Genomic DNA, 17,519 nt, shown 5'->3' with positions numbered 1-17,519 from the left:
GGGTGAGTGCGCCCCACCCTCCACCGGCGATCCGGGCCGCGTCCGTCCGCCTGTGACCCTCGCCGGTTGGTGTGAGTGTGCGCAACTTCCGGGCCGCTCGCTCGTTTCAACCGTGGAAACATCTCTCACGGAAGGGGCCGGCAGTGGCGGCGAGCGAGCGGAGACCGCGGGCGGATCGAGACGGCGCCGGAGGCGCGGGGAGCCTGAAGCGCAAGCGCCGCAAGGCCGTCCTCGCGGCGACCGCGGGCGCTCTGGCGCTGGGGGGCGCGGCGGTCGTGGTCCCCACGGCGTTCGCCGACGACCCGGTGTCCGAGGCCCTCGCGGGTGCTTCGGAGCTCCTCCCGGTGGACGACTCGCTGCTGGGCCTGGTCGACGTCGGCGAGGTCGAGGCGCTGACCGAGTCGCTGACGTACGCGGACGCGCAGGACGCGGTGACGGTCTCGGGGCCCGACGCGGGGTACGTGAAGGTCCACTTCGAGCGGCTGCTGCTCGACGACGGCGACTACGTGACGGTGTCCAGCCCCGACGGCGCCGAGTCGTACCGGTATGAGGAGTCCCTGGTCGACACGTGGGCGACCTCCATCACCGGCGACACCGCGATCGTGGAGCTCCACCGGGCCGAGTCGAGCCCGGCGTCCGACGCGCTCGGGGTGCTCATCGACCGGGCCGCATACGGGTTCGCCTCGGACGTGGTGGACGCGCTCGTGGCCGAGCAGGCCGACGCGGCCCGCCCGGAGGAGAGCGTCTGCTCGGGCGACGAGAAGAAGTCCTCGGCGTGCTACCGGTCCTCGTACCCGGAGGTCGTGGAGCACGCGGAGCCGGTGGCGCGCCTGCTCATCGACGGGACCGTGCTGTGCACGGCGTTCCGGGTGGGCGAGGACAACCGGATGCTCACCAACCACCACTGCTTCACGGAGACGTGGGAGGCCCAGCAGACGGAGGTCTGGTTCGGGTACGACTGCGTCGCGTGCGGCGCCGACGCGGCGAACATCCCGGTGAAGGTCTCCGGCCAGCAGGTCCTGAAGACCTCCAAGCCCCTGGACTACACGCTGTTCACCGTGGACAACTTCTCGCGCATCGACCAGTTCGGGTACCTGGAGCTGGCCGACGAGCCCGCGAAGGCGGGCGAGGCGATCTACATCCCGCAGCACCCGGCCGGTCGGCCCACGGAGATCGCGATGGAGTCCTCGGTCGACGGCGGCAACTGCGTCGTCAAGAACGCCGTCTACGACGGCTACGTCGCGGGCAGCGACGTCTCCTACTACTGCGACACCGAGTTCGGGTCCTCCGGCTCCCCGGTCATCTCCCGCGACACCCACGAGGTCGTCGCCCTCCACCACTTCGGAGGCTGCCCCAACTCGGGCGTCAACGCCCAGCTCATCAAGGCCGAGATCGGCCACCTGCTCTAGCGACGGCGAACGGCGGGGGGGCGGACCGATGGTCCGCCCCGCCGCCGCCGTCGTATGCACTTCGTTGTCGTACCCCTGGGGCACTGTTGAATCGGGGGCGCCTCGCGGCGCCCGATTTGCCCGGAACCGCCGTTCACATTCCGGCAGTGCCCTACTTGACCTGCAACTCCGCGACGATCGTCGAGTAGTGGGAGCGGATGCGGTCGTCGGTCGGGTCGTCCTCGGGCGTCCAGTGGATCGCCATGCGCTCGTACAGCGTGTCGCGCTGCGCCGGGATGCGGTCGGCGGAGCGGATGAGGCCGATGAGCTCCGAGAGGCGCGACTGGTGGCGGGCGCCCGCCGAGGAGATGACGTTCTCCTCCAGCATGATCGAGCCGAGGTCGTCCACGCCGAGGTGGAGGCTGAGCTGCCCCGAGGCCTTCCCGGTCGTCAGCCACGACGACTGGAGGTGCTTCACGTTGTGGAAGAACAGGCGCGCGGTCGCCAGGAGCCGCAGGTACTCCAGGGTCGTCGCCTGGGTGCGGCCCTTGAGGTGGTTGTTCTCCGGCTGGTACGTCCACGGGATGAACGAGCGGAAGCCGCCCGTGCGGTCCTGCACGTCGCGGATCATCCGCAGGTGCTCGATGCGCTCGGCCGCGGTCTCGCCGGTGCCCATCATCATCGTCGCGGTCGATTCGAGGCCCTGCCCGTGCGCGGCCTCCATGATCTCCAGCCAGCGCTCGCCCGACTCCTTGAGCGGCGCGAGCGCGGTCCGCGGCCGGGCCGGGAGCATCTCGGCGCCGGCGCCGGCGATCGAGTCGAGCCCGGCGGCCTTGATGCGGCGGATCGACTCGTCGATCTCCACGCCGGAGACCTTCGACATGTGCGCGATCTCGGAGGGCCCGATCGAGTGAATCATCAGCTGCGGGTACTCGCGCTTGACGGAGGAGAACAGCTCCTCGTAGTACTCGACGCCGAAGTCCGGGTGGTGCCCGCCCTGGAGCATGACCTGCGTCGCGCCCAGGCCCACGGCCTCGCCGCAGCGGCGCAGAACCTCCTCCATCGGGTGCGCCCAGCCCTCGTCGTGCTTGGGGGCGCGGTAGAAGGCGCAGAACTTGCACGCGGTGACGCACACGTTCGTGTAGTTGATGTTGCGGTCGATGATGTACGTGACGATGTTGTCGCCGACGACGCGCCGCCGGGCCGTGTCGGCGGCCTCGGCGAGGGGGTGGAAGGGCGCTTCGGTGTAGAGCAGCAGGGCTTCCTCGGCGCTGATGGCGCCGCCGTCGGCGGCGCGGGCGAGGATGTCGTCGATCTCGGCCATGCACGAAGCGTATCCGCCGCGAGGCCCTGCGGGACAGTGCGCCCGAGCGGATTGACTCGTGGGTTACCCGACGGCGCCGCTCGGCCGCGGCTCCTACACCGTGTAGAGCTCGGTGTGGATCTCGCCGGTCCCGGCCTCTTCGAGGACCTCCTTGACGCCGAGGACCATCTCGTACGGGCCGCACAGGAACCACTCGTCGACCTCGCGGGCGTCGACGACGGTGCCGAGGACCTCGCGGAGGCGTTCGGGCGTGAGGCGGCCGGTGAGCAGCGGCGTGGGGCCGTCGGTGCGGGTGCGCACGTGGTGGAGGCGCAGGCGGTCGCCGTGGACGCGTTCGAGTTCGCGCAGTTCGGGCGCGAACATCGTGGTGTCCTCGGTGCGGTTGGAGTACAGGAGGGTCACGGTCGCGCCGGATTCGAGGGCGGCGGTGGCGATCGCGATGATCGGGGTGATCCCGGACCCGGCGACGACGGAGCCGTAGTGGCGCTCGGGCCGGATGTCGGTGCAGAAGTTCCCGAGCGGCGGGAGCACTTCGAGGACGTCGCCGGGCAGGAGGCTCCGGTTCGCGTACCCGGAGAAGGAGCCCTTGGGGATCGAGCGGATGCCCAGGCGCAGGGTGCCGCGCTCGGCGAGTTCGCGCGGGGTGGAGGCGAGGGAGTAGGAGCGGCGGACCTCCGAGCCGTCGGGTTCGACGCGCTGGAACGTGAGGTGCTGGCCGGGCTTGAAGTCGAACTTGGGCCGCAGGTGCTCGGGGACGGCGAGCGTGACCTCCACGGCGTCGTCGGTGAGGGCCCGGACGGCGCTGACGGTGAGCTTGTGCCACGCGGGGCGGTTCTTGCGGGGCTGCTTCAGCTCGATGGCCACGGGGCGGTCCTCTCGTCGCGCGGGGTGTCGGTGGCGGGGTGTTCGGTCGCGGAGTGTCGGTCGGTGCGGTCGCGCATTCGCTGCGTCCGCGCAGATGTCACTGGTGTTCAGATGTCACTGTCGAAGAATTCGGGCCCTTCGGGCGAAAGGTCTTTCACTTCCGTGTAACGGGCGGCGCGGGAGGCGAATTCCCGCAGGCCCGCGAGGTGCCGCTCACTGAGGCCGAACTGGAGGCGGTCGAAGTACTCGGCGAGCGCGGCGGGCGCGAAGGGCTCCCAGCGGGCGGCGGAGGCGACGACCGCGTCGATCTCGGCGCGGCTGAGGCGCACGGAGTCGCGGAAGGCGAGGTGGACGTCCTTGACGAGCCCGGGGTGGGCTTCGGCGTAGTCGCGGCGCACGGCCCACACGGCGAAGACCATGGGCAGGCCGGTCCAGTCCTTCCATTCGGCGGCGAGGTCGAGGACGTGGTTGCCCTGCGGGTCGTGGTGGACGCGGAGGGCTTCGTCGCCGATGAGGACGGCCGCGTCGGCGCCGTCGAGCGCGGAGTCCACGTCGGGCGCGGTGACCCGGTAGGCGGGCTTGCGGCCGTAGCGGTCCTCCAGGAGCATCTTGCCGAGGAGGACGCCGGTGCGCGAGAACGACGCGAGCGAGACGCGCGGCTCGGCGGGCAGGTCGGCGAGGGGGACCTTCGAGACGAGGTTGACGCTGAGGACCGGGCCGTCGGCGGCGACCGCCGGGTCGGGGATGAGCAGCAGGTCGTCGGCGTGCTTGAGGTACTCGACGAGGGTGATCGGGCCGATGTCGAGGTCGCCTTCGACGAGGAGGCGGCTGAGTTCGTCGGGCGCGTCGCGCCGCAGCTCGAATTCGAGCAGCGCGCCCGTGCGGGCCAGTCCCCAGTAGATGGGCATGCAGTTGAGGAAGGCGATGTGGCCGACCCTCGGGCGTCGCGCGTTGTTCACGGTTCCGACCGTATCCCCCCTCGGAGTCCTAGGACGGTCCCGAGAGGGCGACGGCGTCGCCGGCGTCACCAAGGTTTCAGCGTTCGTCGATGTCCGCGAGGTCCTTCCCGCCGTCGGACCCGGCGTGCTCGCCGTCGGCGCCGTCGGCGGTGACGAGCGCGACGAGCCGGTCGAGGACGTCCTCGTCGTCGCCGGTCAGGACGATCTCGTCGCCGGGGCGCACGTCGAGGACGAGCACCTGGAGGATCGACTTCGCGTCGTGCGACTGGTCGTCGCCGGTCTTCGCGATCGTCACCTCGCCGGGCGACGAGGCCGCGGTCTCCACGAACACCGTCGCGGGCCGCGCCTGGATCCCGACCTCTGTGCTCACTTTCACACGGCGCTCGGCCATGCTGCTCCCCTCCCCCGGTTCAGCGGCGCCCGGACCTGGTGGTCGCCGCCGCCGGGCCGCCGCGGCGGCCCTCCAGCAACAGCATGGACCGGGCGCGGGGACGGCGGGCGTGTTTTCGGGCTATTGCAGCGAGAAGCGGGACAGAGCGGTCAGCCCTCGGGGGCGTCGTCCTCGGGCTTGGCGCCGTAGACGGTGGGCCGCGGGAGCGGGATGTGCTCGGGCAGCTCGGAGCGGTCGAGGTGGTTCTGGACGCGGGCGCGGCCGCGCCGGTAGCCCTCCTCGTCGGCGGGCGGCCAGGATGCGGGCGGCAGCTTGTGCGCGCCGGTCTTGGTGGTCGGCTCCTCGAAGAGGCTGATGTCGGGCGCGTTCACGATCTTCTTGCGCGAGGACTCGGCCTCGGTCCGCGGGCCCTCCTCGGGGGCCTCGGACGGGGGCGTGTCGGCCTCGACCGGGGCCTGCGGGGCGGCGGGCGTGGGCGCGGGGACCGGCTCCTCGTACGGGGCGGCGTCGGAGAACGGGCTGTCGTCGGCGTACAGGTACGACGGCGGCGGCGTGGGCTCCGGGCGCGGCACGGGCTCGGGGTCCGGGACGGGGCCGGGCTCGGGGCGCTGCGGCGGCGTCGGCTCGGGGTGCGGGACCGGTTCCGGCTCGGGGACCGGGGTCGGCTCCGGCGGCAGCGGGTCGGGCACCGGCGGGGTGGGGACGGGCTGCGGCGGCGTGGGTTCGGGGGCCGGGGTCGGCTCGGGGGCCGGGGTCGGCTCGGGGGCCGGGTCCACGGCGACCGGGTCGGCGCTGCGCTCGTTGAGGGTGACTCCGGATTCGAGGTCCGCTGAGGCCTTCGCGACGGCGTCGCTCATCACGGCGTCGCTGAACGCCTTGGCGCCCAGGCCGATCACGGGCTCGGGGACGTCGTCCACGGGGACGCCGGCGATGTCGGCGGCGGCTCCGGCGGTCTCGACCAGGTCGGCGCCGGGGCTCGGGGCCTCGACCACGGCGGCGACCGCGAGGGCCTCCTCCAGCTCCGGTTCCACGACGGACTCCGGGTCGTCGCCGAGGCCGGGCGCGTCCGCCGGGGCGGGCGGCAGGGACTCGCCGGGGACCTCGTCGCCGAGGCCCGCCAGCGCGGACTCGTCCTCGTCGCTGAGCTCGGCGTCGTCGTCGGGCTCCTCGGGGTCGGGGAGGGTGTCCCAGGCGCCGTCCTCGTCGTCGTCCTCCGCGAGCGGCGCGGGGACCGCGGGTGCGGTGGGAGGAGCGGGCGGGGCCGGTTCGGGCTCGGGGGCGGGCGCGCTGAACGCGGCGCTCTCGGCGGCCGGGGTGCCGAAGACGGCGCTCTCGGCGCCCGGGGTGCTGAACGCGGGACCGGCGGCAGGGGCGCTGGTCGCCGGGTCGCCGAAGGCGGGACTGGTCGATGCAGGGGTGCTGGGCGCGGGACTGCTTGGCGCAGGGCTGCTGAACGCGGGACTGCTGAACGACACCGCCGGTTCGGCGGGTTCGGCGCCGGGGACGGTGAAGCCGGGGGCGTACGCGGCGCCGGGGCTGCTCTCGGAGGAGGGCACGCTGAACCCGGGCGGGGCGGCCGCGGGGACGGCGGGCGCGGTCGGGCCCGGATCGGCGAAGGGCGCTTCGAGGGGCGGCGGGGTGCGGCGCAGGATCTGGGTGCCGTCGGGGGCGGGGGCCGGGAGGTCGGGCGCGGGCGGGGCGCCGGGCGGCGCGAACATGCCGGAGTCGGCGGACGGCAGGCTGAAGCCGCTGCTCGCGGGCGGCGCGTAGGGCGGGCCGGTGACCGGGGAGGACGCCGAGGGCGGTTCGGTGAACGTCGGGTTCGCGGCCGGCGGCGGGAAGGCCGGAGGCGGCGGGGAGACCGGCGGGACCGTCGAGGGCGCGGACGCGACCGGCGGCAGCGACTGCGAGGACTGGTACGGCGGCGGGGCCGACTGGTAGGGCTGGCCGGGCGGCTGCGGCGGCTGGTAGGGCGGGTACTGGCCCTGCTGCGGGGGCGGCGGGTAGGCGGGGACCTGCGCGGCGCCGTATGCGGGCGGCGGGGGGACCGGGGCCGAGCCGTACTGCGGTGCTTGCGGGACCGCGGCCTGGCCCTGCGGTGGCATGGGCGGGGGGACGGCGGCCGAGCCCTGGGCGGGCGGCGGGGCCCACTGCTGCTGTTGCTGCGGGGCGCCGTACGGCTGGTTCGGGGGCGGGACGGCCGCGTAGCCCTGGTTGGGGCCGCCCTGGTTCAGGGGCGGTTCGGGGTGGGCGGTCGGCTGGTAGGCGCCGGGCGGCGCGTACTGGGGCTCGGGCGGGGGCGCGTAGGCCTGGGGGTCGCCGGGCGGGGCGTACTGGGGGACCGCGGCCGCGCCGTACGCCTGGGGCGCACCGGGGGGCGCGTAGGACGGCGGCGCGCCGTACCCGGCGGGCGGCGGGTAGTTCGGCTCCGCGGGGAAGCCGCCGATCGGGGGCGGCAGGGGGGCGCCGCACTGGGGGCAGCGGCGCTGCCCGGACGTGAGCCGCTGGCCGCAGGAGCTACAGCTGTTTCCGTCCACGGAAGCCTCCTCGGGGCTGGAGCGTCGTCATTCGGGCACCTCGGTGACCATCGTGCCATCATCCGGTCGCGTCGCGTGCACGCCTTCCCACTACCCGGGGACGCCTCTCAGGCCGCGGTCTGGCGCAGGAGCGCCCCGGCGACCGTGTCGGCCAGCGTCGGCGTCGGCGACTCGCCTTCGTCCTCGGTGGGCGTCTGCGGGTCGTCGGTGGGGCTCGGCGAGGGCGACTCGGACGGCGACTCGCTGTCGGTGGGCTCGGGGTCCGGGCTGGGCGACTCGGTCTCGCTGGGCGTCGGCCGGGGCGTGCTCGTGGTCGGGTCGTCGTCCGGGGAGCTGGGCTCGCCGGGGGTCTGCGTCGGGTTCCCGGCCCCGGGGTCGGTCTGGATCGCGTCGACCACGCGGTGGGCGCCCGCGAAGTTCGTGAACCAGATCGAGGAGATCTTCACGACGTCGCCGGTGCGCGGGGCCTGGATCATCTTGCCGTCGCCGAGGTACATGCCGGTGTGGTAGACGGACTGCCAGTTGCCCGGGTCGTCCCACCAGTAGAGGAGGTCGCCGGGGAGGAGCTTCTCGACGTCGACGGGCTTGTCGCGGGTCGCGTTGTACTGGTCGGCGGCGACGCGCGGGAGGCTCACGCCCGCATAGGCGTACGCGGACTGGACGAGCCCGGAGCAGTCGAAGGAGTCGGGTCCCTCGGCGCCCCACACGTACGGGTCGCCGAGCTGCGCGAGCGCGTACTCGACGGCCTTCTTCGCCTCGGGGGCGGCGTCCCAGCCGTCGACTTCGGACGAGAAGTCGTCGGAGTACTGGGCGGCGGCGGCCTCGCGTTCGCGTTCGAGCTGCTCCAGGGCCTCGCGGTTCTGCTCGACGAGCAGGTCGAGCGCGGCCTGCGCGGCGTCGAACTCGGTGTCGAGGGCGAGGTAGCGGGTCTCGGCGCGGTCGGCGGAGAGGACGGCGGCGTCGTAGGCGGCGCGGGCGACCTGCTCGGCGGTGGCGGCGTCGTCGAGGTCGGCGGACAGCGCGGGCAGGTCCCACTCGCCCCCGACGGGCGCGAGCCCGGTCAGGTCCGGGAGCTCGGCCTCGGGGACGCCCGCGGTGTCGGCGTAGGCCTCGCCCGCGGCGAAGTCGAGGGCGTCCTGCGCGGCGGCGAGCTCGCCGGTCGTCGCGGTCCACTCGGTCTGGGCGGCGGCGAGGCGGGTCTCGCGGGCGGTCCACTCGTCCTGCGCGGCGGTGGTCTCCTCGGCGAGCTGCGCGAGGTCGATCGAGGCGGCGGTGACCTGGTCGCCCAGGGGGCCGTCGGCGGTCTCGGGGTTGGTGACGGGCGTGTCGTCGCCCGCCCCGCCGAGGGGCCGCGAGCCGTCGTCGGGGACCGTCACCCCGGGTTCGGCGAACGCGGGCAGCGCCCCGCCGAAGACGACGGCCGCCGCACTGGCGGCGGCGATCATGCGGGCACCGAACCGTGAAACGCGCATGTGAGGTGTCCTTCTGTGGGGGAAGCCACGGATACTGTACCGAAGACACGCAACTCTCGCGTCCACGGTTGCCCCCGGCCCCCGATCGTGTTGCCCGCCACTCGAACTCACACCACCCCGGACGAACCGCCCGAATCGGTCCCACACCGCCGGGCCCGCGGCCTCACAAGCGAATCGTGCGCGGCGGCCGCCGCGTGTCCGCGGGGCTACGCTGGCACCGAACGCGACAACGTTGGGAGCGCCATGGACGACACCGCCAGGTTCAAGGCCGGGATCGAGGAGAAGCTCGCCGCGGGCGAGCGGTTGAGCTTCGAGGACGGCGTCGGGCTGTACGAGGTCGACGACCTCGCCTGGCTCGGCCGCCTCGCGCACGGGGTCCGCACCGCCAAGAACGGCGACCGGACCATGTTCAACGTCAACCGCCACCTCAACCTCACCAACGTGTGCTCCGCGTCCTGCGCGTACTGCTCGTTCCAGCGCAAGCCCGGCGAGACCGACGCGTACACGATGCGCGTCGAGCAGGCCGTGGCCCTCGCCGAGCAGATGAAGGGCGACGCCCCCACCGAGCTGCACATCGTCAACGGCCTCCACCCGACCCTCCCGTGGCGCTACTACCCGCGGGTCCTCAAGGCGCTCAAGGAGACCCTCCCCGAGGTGAACCTGAAGGCGTTCACCGCCACCGAGGTCCAGTGGTTCGAGAAGATCTCCGGCCTGGGCGCCGACGAGATCCTCGACGAGCTCATCGAGGCGGGCCTGGAGTCGCTCACCGGCGGCGGGGCCGAGATCTTCGACTGGGAGATCCGCCAGCACATCGTCGACCACGACTGCCACTGGGAGGACTGGTCGCGCATCCACCGCCTCGCCCACGCCAAGGGCCTGCGCACCCCCGCGACCATGCTGTACGGCCACATCGAGGAGCCTCGCCACCGCGTCGACCACGTGCTGCGCCTGCGCGAGCTCCAGGACGAGACCGGCGGCTTCGCCGTGTTCATCCCCCTGCGCTACCAGCACGACTTCCACGACTCCAAGGACGGGAAGATCCGCAACCGGCTCCAGGCGCGCACCACGATGGCGAGCCCGGCCGAGTCGCTCAAGGTCTTCGCGGTCTCGCGGCTCCTGCTCGACAACTTCGACCACGTCAAGTGCTTCTGGGTCATGCACGGCCTCGACGTCGCGCAGCTCTCGCTGTCGTTCGGCGCCGACGACCTCGACGGCTCGGTCGTGGAGTACAAGATCACCCACGACGCCGACGAGTACGGCACGCCCGACAAGATGACCCGCGACGACCTCCTGGAACTCATCCGCGACGCCGGCTTCCAGCCCGTCGAGCGCAACACCCGCTACGACGTGGTGCGCGAGTACGAAGGGCCCCAGTCGATCGCGGAGCGCCGGGCCGAACCGCAGTCCGTGAAGTTCTAGCGGTGCAGGCGAAACCGGAGGAGTCCAAGGCGGCCGGGACGCTCGGCCAGCTCGTGGGGACCGCGCTCGCGTACTTCGTGATGGGCGCGGTCGTCCTCGCCGTCATCGACCTGCTGTTCGTGTTCCCCAGCGGGCGGCCGTTCGGCGAGACCTCCGGGTGGATCGCCGCGCTGCCGACCGTGTGGGCGTACAGCGAGCAGTTCCGGCGCTACGGCGGCGCGGCCCGCTGGGGCGTCATGCTCGTCGGCGTGGTCCTCGGGATCGGGGCCGGGCTCGCCGTCGGGGTGCTCCTGCCCCCGACGTGGCCGCCGATGCTCGCCGGCGGCCTCGCCGGACTCACCGCAGCACTCGTCTACGCGCCCCTGTGGTACGCAGGGGTCCGCACCTTCGGAGAGGAGCGGCCCGCATGAACCCGGTCGCCAAGTTCTACCTCGCACGCGTGGCGCTCGTCGCCGTCGTCGCGATCCCCTTGATGTTCTTCATCAACGCGCTGCTCGCGGTCGCCGCGGGCCTGCTCGTGTCGATGGTCCTCGGCTTCGTGCTGCTGCGCAGGCAGCGCGAGGCGATGATCGAGCACATCGACGCGGGCGTCAAGCGCCGCCGCGAGGAGAAGGAGCGGCTGCGCGCCGAACTCGCGGGAGAGTAAGGGACTCAGGGCGCCTTATGGGGTGAGGGACTCACCTCATAAGGCGCCTTCCGCGTCCTTGCAAGCCGTCCTTGCGGGTCCCTGCGGGGCCGTGCCCGGCCTTACGCGTCCTTCATCAGCTCCGAGCAGATCTGGAGCGTCTCGCCCGCCCCGGCCTCGAGGGCCTTGCCGTAGTGCTTGAGCCAGGACCGGACCCCGTCGGGCGTCCCGGTCGACCAGGCGCGCTGCGCGCCCACGTACTCGGGCTGGCGCTCCAGGTGCCCGGCGTCCACGGTGATGAGCAGCTTCGGGTCGAGTCCCTTGCTGGCCAGCGCGAGGCGGGCCGCCGCGCGGGCGACCACGTTGTTGGCCACGGGGAACGGGCGCACGGACAGGAGCTCGCCGTGGACGACGGCGGCGGCCATCGCGGCGGGGATCTCCTTGGTGGGGTTGGTGACCAGGGCGCAGAGGGCGTTGATGCGCGCCGAGCCGGACTCGTCGACCTCGATGCGGCCGGGCTCGAACTCGACGCCGGCGTCGGGGAGGTCGCGGGTGGCGAGCAGGTGGAGCTTCGCGAGGACGTACCGGGGCGAGACGGGCCAGACGCCGGCGAGGGAGGGGAGGGCGTCGGTGACGGCGAGGACCCCGGAGACGACCGGGTCGTCGAAGTCCCCGGCGCGCAGGCGCTCCACGTCGCAGTCGTACCCGTCGAGGGCGAGCGTCGCGGACGCCGAGTGCAGTGCGACCTCCGCTTCGACGAGGGCCTCGCCCTCCTCGCCGCCGCGCAGGGCCTCGTGCCAGAGCATGCGGTCGACGCCGGCTCGGGCATTCTCAAGGGCGTCGGCGACCTCGGAGAGTTCGAGGAGAGGCGCGAGAGGATCCACGGGCGGAACCTTACCTTTAGTGCGGAGCACGCAAACGGCGCACCGGGCGGGCTAGAGGGCAGTCACAGAACAGTATCGGACTTCGCGGGTCGACACCGCTCCGACGATACCCGGCGAATCGGCGCGCAAGGGTCCCCGAGTCGAGGGAACACAGGCGGGGAGCGGGCGGGCGCCCCGACCGCTCGGCGGCCGCCGGACGCCCGCCCGCGGGCCGTTCGGCGACGGCAGGTCCCAGATGCCGGTGGCGCCTCAGGGGCACGTTCCGTGTCGCCCTGTTCGCGGTAGTGTTACCGGACATAGACCCGCCTCACAGTCGCGCACAGGCGCGTAGATCTGTAAGGAGCCAATACCAGTGGCAGATACCCCGCAAGAGACGCTTGCCAATCTCCTGTCGGAGGACCGGACCTTCCCGCCGTCCCCCGAGTTCACCCAGGCGGCGAACGTCACGGCGGCCGCCTACGACGAAGCCGCCGCCGACCGCCTCGCGTTCTGGGAGGCCCAGGCCCGCCGGCTCGACTGGGCGAAGGACTGGGACCGGGTCCTCGACTGGGACAACCCGCCGTTCGCGAAGTGGTTCACCGGCGGGGAGCTGAACGTCTCCGCCAACTGCCTCGACCGGCACGTGGCCAACGGGCTCGGGGACCGGGTCGCGATCCACTTCGAGGGCGAGCCGGGCGACACGCGCGCGGTCACGTACGCGGAGCTGCTCGACGAGGTCAAGCGGGCCGCGAACGCGCTCACTGATCTCGGTGTGGGCGCGGGCGACCGAGTCGTCATCTACATGCCGATGATCCCCGAGGCCGCGGTGGCGATGCTCGCGTGCGCGCGCATCGGCGCCCCGCACTCGGTGGTGTTCGGCGGGTTCAGCGCGAACGCGCTGTCGAGCCGCATCGACGACGCGGGCGCGAAGCTCGTGATCTGCGCCGACGGCGGGTTCCGCAAGGGCAAGGCGTTCGCGCTCAAGCCGACCGTGGACGAGGCGCTGGAGTCGTGCCCGTCGGTGGAGCAGGTCCTCGTGGTGACCCGCACCGGGCAGGAGGTCGCGTGGAACGAGCGCGACGTCAAGTGGGAGGACGCCGTCGGCGGGGCCTCCAATGAGCATGAGGCGCAGCCGTTCGACGCGGAGCACCCGCTGTTCATCCTGTACACGTCGGGGACGACGGGCAAGCCCAAGGGCATCCTGCACACCTCGGGCGGGTACCTGACGCAGGCGTCGTTCACGCACCACGCGGTGTTCGACCTGAAGCCGGAGACGGACGTGTACTGGTGCACCGCCGACATCGGCTGGGTCACCGGGCACTCGTACATCGTCTACGGGCCCATGTCGAACGGCGCCACGCAGGTCATGTACGAGGGCACCCCGGACACGCCGCACACCGGCCGGTTCTGGGAGATCGTCCAGAAGTACGGGGTGACGATCCTGTACACGGCGCCGACGGCGATCCGCACGTTCATGAAGTGGGGCGACGACGTCCCCGCGCAGTACGACCTGTCGAGCCTGCGGGTCCTCGGGTCGGTCGGCGAGCCGATCAACCCCGAGGCGTGGGTCTGGTACCGCGAGCACATCGGCGGCGGGAACACGCCCGTGGTGGACACGTGGTGGCAGACGGAGACCGGCGCGATCATGGTGTCGCCGCTGCCGGGCGTGACGTCCACGAAGCCGGGCTCGGCGCAGCGGCCGCTCCCGGGGATCAGCGTCGACGTGGTCGACGAGCAGGGCGAGTCGGTGCCGGACGGCGGCGGCGGGTTCCTGGTGATCCGCGAGCCGTGGCCGTCGATGCTCCGCACGATCTGGGGCGACGACCAGCGGTTCCTCGACACGTACTGGGCGCACTTCGACGGCATGTACTTCGCCGGGGACGGCGCGAAGAAGGACGACGACGGGGACCTGTGGCTCCTCGGCCGCGTCGACGACATCATGCTGGTCAGCGGGCACAACATCTCCACCACTGAGGTGGAGTCGGCGCTCGTGAGCCACGCGACGGTCGCGGAGGCGGCGGTCGTGGGGGCGTCGGACCCGGTGACGGGGCAGGGCATCGTCGCGTTCGTGATCCTGCGCGGGCAGTCCGAGTCGAGCCCCGAGCACCTCGCGGAGCTGCGCGCGCACGTCGCGAAGACGTTGGGCGCCATCGCGAAGCCGCGCCAGGTCATCATCGTGGCCGAGCTGCCAAAGACCCGCTCGGGCAAGATCATGCGGCGGCTCCTGCGCGACATCGCCGAGGACCGCGAGATCGGCGACGTCACGACCCTCGCCGACAACACCGTCATGAGCCGCATCAAGACGGGGCTGCAAGGCGGCAAGGAAGACTGAGGCGCCCCGGATCGTAGATCCTATAGGAAATAGGATCTACGATCCGGGCCACCGCGCGCCCGGCGGCCCGCCGTGACCTCACCGTCACCTCGTACGCTGTCCGCGTGACCCGCAAGACCTTCGCCGACAGCGCCGCCCTGAAGCAGGGCCCCTGGACCCACCGGCAAGTCGACGCCAACGGCTCGCGCTTCCACGTGGCCGAGGCCGGAGAAGGCCCCCTCATCCTGCTCCTGCACGGCTTCCCCGAGTTCTGGTGGGCGTGGCGCCACCAGATGCCCGCGCTCGCCGACGCGGGCTTCCGCGTCGTCGCCGCCGACCTGCGCGGCTACGGCGCCTCCGACAAGCCGCCGAAGGGCTACGACGCGTACACGATGGCCGCCGACGTCGTCGGGCTCGTCCGGGCCCTCGGCGAGCGCGAGGCCACGGTCGTCGGGCACGACCTCGGCGGCATCCTCGCGTTCGCGGCGGCCGCGTTCCACCCCAGGCAGTTCAAGTCCCTCGTGGTCCTCGGCGCGGCGCACCCGCTGCGCCAGCGGGCGGCGCTCGCGGTGGACCCGAAGGGGCAGCTCTCGGCCTCGCGGCACCTGTTCGCGTTCCAGATGCCCCGCTACGAGCACAAGCTGACCGCTTGGGACGCAAGGAAGGTCGCGGACCTGATGTACGCGTGGTCAGGGCCGGGCTGGCGCGGGACGCGGGACTTCCAGGAGTACGTGCGCGCGTGCCGGGACGTCATCCAGATCCCGCAGGCCGCGTTCTGCGCCCTGGAGGCGTTCCGGTGGCCGTTCCGCACGTCGGTGGGGCTGGCGGGGCGGCGGTTCGTGAAGCTGCTCCAGCGGCCGACGCCGGTGCCGGTGCTCCAGCTGCACGGCGCGCTCGACACGTGCGTGCTGCCGCGGACGGCGCAGGGCTCGGGGCGGTACGTGCACGGGCGGTACGAGTGGAAGCTCCTCGACGGGGTGGGGCACTTCCCGCAGCAGGAGGCGCCGGAGACGGTGACGAAGGAGATCATCCGGTGGGCGTCGTGAGCCGCGGTCGCCGCTCCAGGTGAGCGCCGGTCACAATACGGTCAACAATTAGCCGCTCGGCTAGTTCGTGCGGCAGGATTGGGCGGCAAGCTGCTGTCGAATCCGAAGGCGGGTCCATGTCCCATGCCGCGTACGCGCTCACCGGCGCGACGATCGTCCCCATCACGTCGGCTCCGATCGAGCAGGGCGTCATCATCGTCGAGGACGGCCGCATCAGCGCCGTCGGCGGCCCCGGCCTCGCGGTCCCCGCGGGCGCCGAGGTGATCGACGCGACCGGCAAGTGGATCGTCCCGGGCCTCATCGACGCCCACACCCACCTCGGCGTCCACGAGACCGGCGAGGGCTGGGCGGGCGACGACACCAACGAGATGACCGACCCGAACACCGCGCACGTGCGGGCCCTCGACGGCATCAACCCCGCCGAGCCCGGCTTCGCCGACGCGCTCGCGGGCGGCGTGCTCACCGCGTGCGTCAACCCCGGGTCCGGGAACGTCATCGGCGGCGAGTGCGTCGCCGTCAAGACCGCCGGGAGCCGCCGCGTGGACGACCTCGTGGTCCGCTCCCCCGCCGGGATCAAGTCGGCGCTCGGCGAGAACCCCAAGCGCGTGTACGGCGACAAGGGCCAGACCCCCAAGACCCGCATGGGGACCGCGGGCGTGCTCCGGTCGGCGTTCGTCGCCGCCGAGAAGCACCGCGCCGCCGAGGACCCCGACCGGGACCTGAAGCTGGAGAACCTCGTGAAGGTCCTCGACCGCGAGATCCCCTGGCGCCAGCACTGCCACCGCGCCGACGACATCGCCACGGCGATCCGCGTCGCCGACGAGTTCGGGTACGACCTGGTCCTCGACCACGGGACCGAGGCGCACCTGCTCGCCGACGTCATCGCCGAGAAGGGCATCCCGGTCCTGTTCGGGCCGCTGCTGACGGCGCGCGCGAAGGTCGAGACCGCGAAGCGGTTCCCCGCCAACGCCGTGAGGATGGCCGAGGCGGGCGTCAAGCTCGTCATCATGACCGACCACCCGGTGGTGCCGATCCAGTACCTCATCGTGCAGGTCATGGAGTGCGTCAAGGCGGGCCTGGACCGCGAGACCGCGCTGCGGTCCGTGACGATCAACCCCGCCGAGGTCCTCGGCGTGTCCGACCGGCTCGGCTCCCTTGAGGCGGGCAAGGACGCCGACTTCTGCGTGTGGTCGGGCGACCCGCTCGACTACTACTCGACGGTGGAGCGCGCGTACATCGACGGCGTGCAGGTCAACTGAGACGACAGAGAGAGGCCCGGAAGGCGATGCCTTCCGGGCCTTTGCGGTACTTCGCTCCGGCGCACTCCGCTCGGGAATCGCCCCGAGCTCGCCCCGGGTCTCCCCTAGGCGGCGCGGCGGACGTCGGCGCGCGACGGGAGCGTCGCGAACTCGCCGCGGACGCGCAGGTCGCGGGCGATGAACCCGTGCCGGGCGGCGGCGAAGCCCCCGACGATGCGGTCGAGCAGTGTGGGACGGTCCTCGACCACGGGTGCGTCGGGCAGTGCCGACATGGCCTCGGTCTTCAGCATCGGGAGCGCGAGAATCGCGTAGTGGTCCATGGTGTTTCCTTCCGGGCGGTGATGCAGGTTCGCGTGCCGCGCCGGTGCGGCGTGAGGCCCGACCGGATCGCGGTCCCCCGGGGCCTCGCCGACAACTCTGCCCGTCCGGTGTCACCGGCTCATTACGCCCCAGCAAACCCTCGGGCAAGCCTCGTGAACACCAAGGTGCCGATCATGCCCCCGGTCACACTCCACGGGGTTCCGGCGGGCGACCGGCCCTCTACCCGGGGCCGCTCGCCCGGGGCAAGGAAAAAGGTGCGAGCCGACCGCCCGCACCGTCCAAGATGGTGGGCCCCCTCGGACTCGAACCGAGAACCTACGGATTAAAAGTCCGCAGCTCTGCCATTGAGCTAGAGGCCCTTGCCGGGGACCTTACCGCATCCGGGAGGACGGGGCGCAGGTGGCGGGGTCCGGATGGCCTGGGGCACTCGGAATGTCGGAGGGGCCGGGCAGGATGGCGGAAGCGGCTCGCGGACCGGGTCCGGGCGGCTTCCGGGCAAGCTCCACCGCCGGGCCGGTGGCGGTGGAACCCGCGGCGGGCGGTGTGGGCTCGGCGCCGCCGCTGGACGGCGCGGCGGCAGTCGCGGAGAACCGCCGCCGCGCCTATTCGACCCGGCGTCACACGTGGCCCTCGGTGGGGGCGGGCCCGCTCCCGCTGGAATCGAACATATGTACTATAGCGGATCGCCGCCCGCCCGTGCACCCCCGGTCGGGTGAAAACCCGGGAGGCCCGCCGCGCGG

At 72.6% G+C, this 17,519-nt stretch carries 15 protein-coding genes and 1 tRNA gene; 7 read left to right on the top strand and 9 right to left on the bottom strand.

The genetic code is table 11. The annotated features are described in order from the left end of the window. Positions 1-143: 143 nt before the first annotated feature. Complete coding sequence (locus ACFFXY_RS05815; RefSeq protein WP_382346887.1) at positions 144-1,409, top strand: trypsin-like serine peptidase; 1,266 nt, start codon at positions 144-146, stop codon at positions 1,407-1,409. 151 nt (positions 1,410-1,560) lie between these two features. On the opposite strand, the gene mqnC is transcribed toward ACFFXY_RS05815, so the two are convergent. The 6 genes from mqnC to ACFFXY_RS05785 all read right to left on the bottom strand — a co-directional run bounded on the left by mqnC (position 1,561) and on the right by ACFFXY_RS05785 (position 8,935). Further along, on the bottom strand, positions 1,561-2,712 hold the full coding sequence (mqnC, locus tag ACFFXY_RS05810; protein WP_359953900.1) for a cyclic dehypoxanthinyl futalosine synthase: 1,152 nt from the start codon (positions 2,710-2,712) through the stop codon (positions 1,561-1,563). Positions 2,713-2,805: 93 nt separating this feature from the next. Beyond that, on the bottom strand, positions 2,806-3,576 hold the full coding sequence (locus ACFFXY_RS05805; protein ID WP_382346882.1) for an FAD-binding oxidoreductase: 771 nt from the start codon (positions 3,574-3,576) through the stop codon (positions 2,806-2,808). A gap of 107 nt (positions 3,577-3,683) precedes the next feature. After that, on the bottom strand, positions 3,684-4,535 hold the full coding sequence (locus ACFFXY_RS05800; RefSeq protein WP_382346880.1) for a menaquinone biosynthetic enzyme MqnA/MqnD family protein: 852 nt from the start codon (positions 4,533-4,535) through the stop codon (positions 3,684-3,686). Positions 4,536-4,611: 76 nt separating this feature from the next. Continuing rightward, entirely contained in the window at positions 4,612-4,926 is a 315-nt protein-coding gene (locus ACFFXY_RS05795; protein WP_382346877.1) for an HPr family phosphocarrier protein, read from the bottom strand. A 149-nt stretch (positions 4,927-5,075) separates the two neighbouring features. Continuing rightward, a complete protein-coding gene (locus ACFFXY_RS05790; RefSeq protein ID WP_382346874.1) occupies positions 5,076-7,463 on the bottom strand; it encodes a hypothetical protein in 2,388 nt (795 codons plus the stop codon). A 107-nt stretch (positions 7,464-7,570) separates the two neighbouring features. Further along, on the bottom strand, positions 7,571-8,935 hold the full coding sequence (locus tag ACFFXY_RS05785) for an NlpC/P60 family protein (RefSeq protein WP_382346871.1): 1,365 nt from the start codon (positions 8,933-8,935) through the stop codon (positions 7,571-7,573). Positions 8,936-9,178: 243 nt separating this feature from the next. On the opposite strand from ACFFXY_RS05785, the gene mqnE reads away from it, so the two are divergent. From mqnE to ACFFXY_RS05770, 3 genes are read left to right on the top strand one after another with little or no spacing between them, the layout of a single operon-like run. Next, positions 9,179-10,354 carry an aminofutalosine synthase MqnE gene (gene mqnE, locus ACFFXY_RS05780; protein WP_382346868.1) on the top strand — a complete coding sequence of 392 codons (1,176 nt, stop codon included), beginning with the start codon at positions 9,179-9,181 and terminating at the stop codon, positions 10,352-10,354. 2 nt (positions 10,355-10,356) lie between these two features. Then, positions 10,357-10,764 carry a hypothetical protein gene (locus tag ACFFXY_RS05775; RefSeq protein WP_382346865.1) on the top strand — a complete coding sequence of 136 codons (408 nt, stop codon included), beginning with the start codon at positions 10,357-10,359 and terminating at the stop codon, positions 10,762-10,764. Then, positions 10,761-11,000, top strand: a complete 240-nt coding sequence (locus ACFFXY_RS05770) for a DUF4229 domain-containing protein (RefSeq protein WP_382346862.1) — start codon at positions 10,761-10,763, stop codon at positions 10,998-11,000. Before ACFFXY_RS05775 ends, ACFFXY_RS05770 begins: the two co-directional genes overlap by 4 nt. Positions 11,001-11,101: 101 nt before the next feature. On the opposite strand, the gene ACFFXY_RS05765 is transcribed toward ACFFXY_RS05770, so the two are convergent. Beyond that, entirely contained in the window at positions 11,102-11,863 is a 762-nt protein-coding gene (locus ACFFXY_RS05765) for an oxidoreductase (RefSeq protein WP_382346859.1), read from the bottom strand. Between the two features lie 352 nt (positions 11,864-12,215). Between ACFFXY_RS05765 and acs the strand changes: the two genes are divergently transcribed. The 3 genes from acs to ACFFXY_RS05750 all read left to right on the top strand — a co-directional run bounded on the left by acs (position 12,216) and on the right by ACFFXY_RS05750 (position 16,458). Further along, complete coding sequence (gene acs, locus ACFFXY_RS05760) at positions 12,216-14,174, top strand: acetate--CoA ligase (RefSeq protein ID WP_382346856.1); 1,959 nt, start codon at positions 12,216-12,218, stop codon at positions 14,172-14,174. 104 nt (positions 14,175-14,278) lie between these two features. Beyond that, positions 14,279-15,199: an alpha/beta fold hydrolase gene (locus ACFFXY_RS05755; RefSeq protein WP_106364114.1), complete on the top strand. Its 921-nt coding sequence runs from the start codon at positions 14,279-14,281 to the stop codon at positions 15,197-15,199. Between the two features lie 116 nt (positions 15,200-15,315). Then, positions 15,316-16,458 (top strand): amidohydrolase, encoded by a 1,143-nt coding sequence (locus tag ACFFXY_RS05750; protein WP_382346853.1) that lies wholly within the window; start codon positions 15,316-15,318, stop codon positions 16,456-16,458. 104 nt (positions 16,459-16,562) lie between these two features. On the opposite strand, the gene ACFFXY_RS05745 is transcribed toward ACFFXY_RS05750, so the two are convergent. After that, a complete protein-coding gene (locus tag ACFFXY_RS05745) occupies positions 16,563-16,778 on the bottom strand; it encodes a hypothetical protein (protein WP_382346850.1) in 216 nt (71 codons plus the stop codon). A 285-nt stretch (positions 16,779-17,063) separates the two neighbouring features. After that, positions 17,064-17,138: transfer RNA gene (locus tag ACFFXY_RS05740), tRNA-Lys, on the bottom strand. Between the last annotated feature and the right edge of the window lie 381 nt (positions 17,139-17,519).

Origin of the sequence: Glycomyces mayteni (assembly GCF_042428885.1) — a bacterium.
Classification (GTDB): domain Bacteria; phylum Actinomycetota; class Actinomycetes; order Mycobacteriales; family Micromonosporaceae; genus Glycomyces; species Glycomyces mayteni.
Note: the sequence above shows the minus strand (reverse complement) of the source record. Positions and strands in the feature narration are given on the sequence as shown.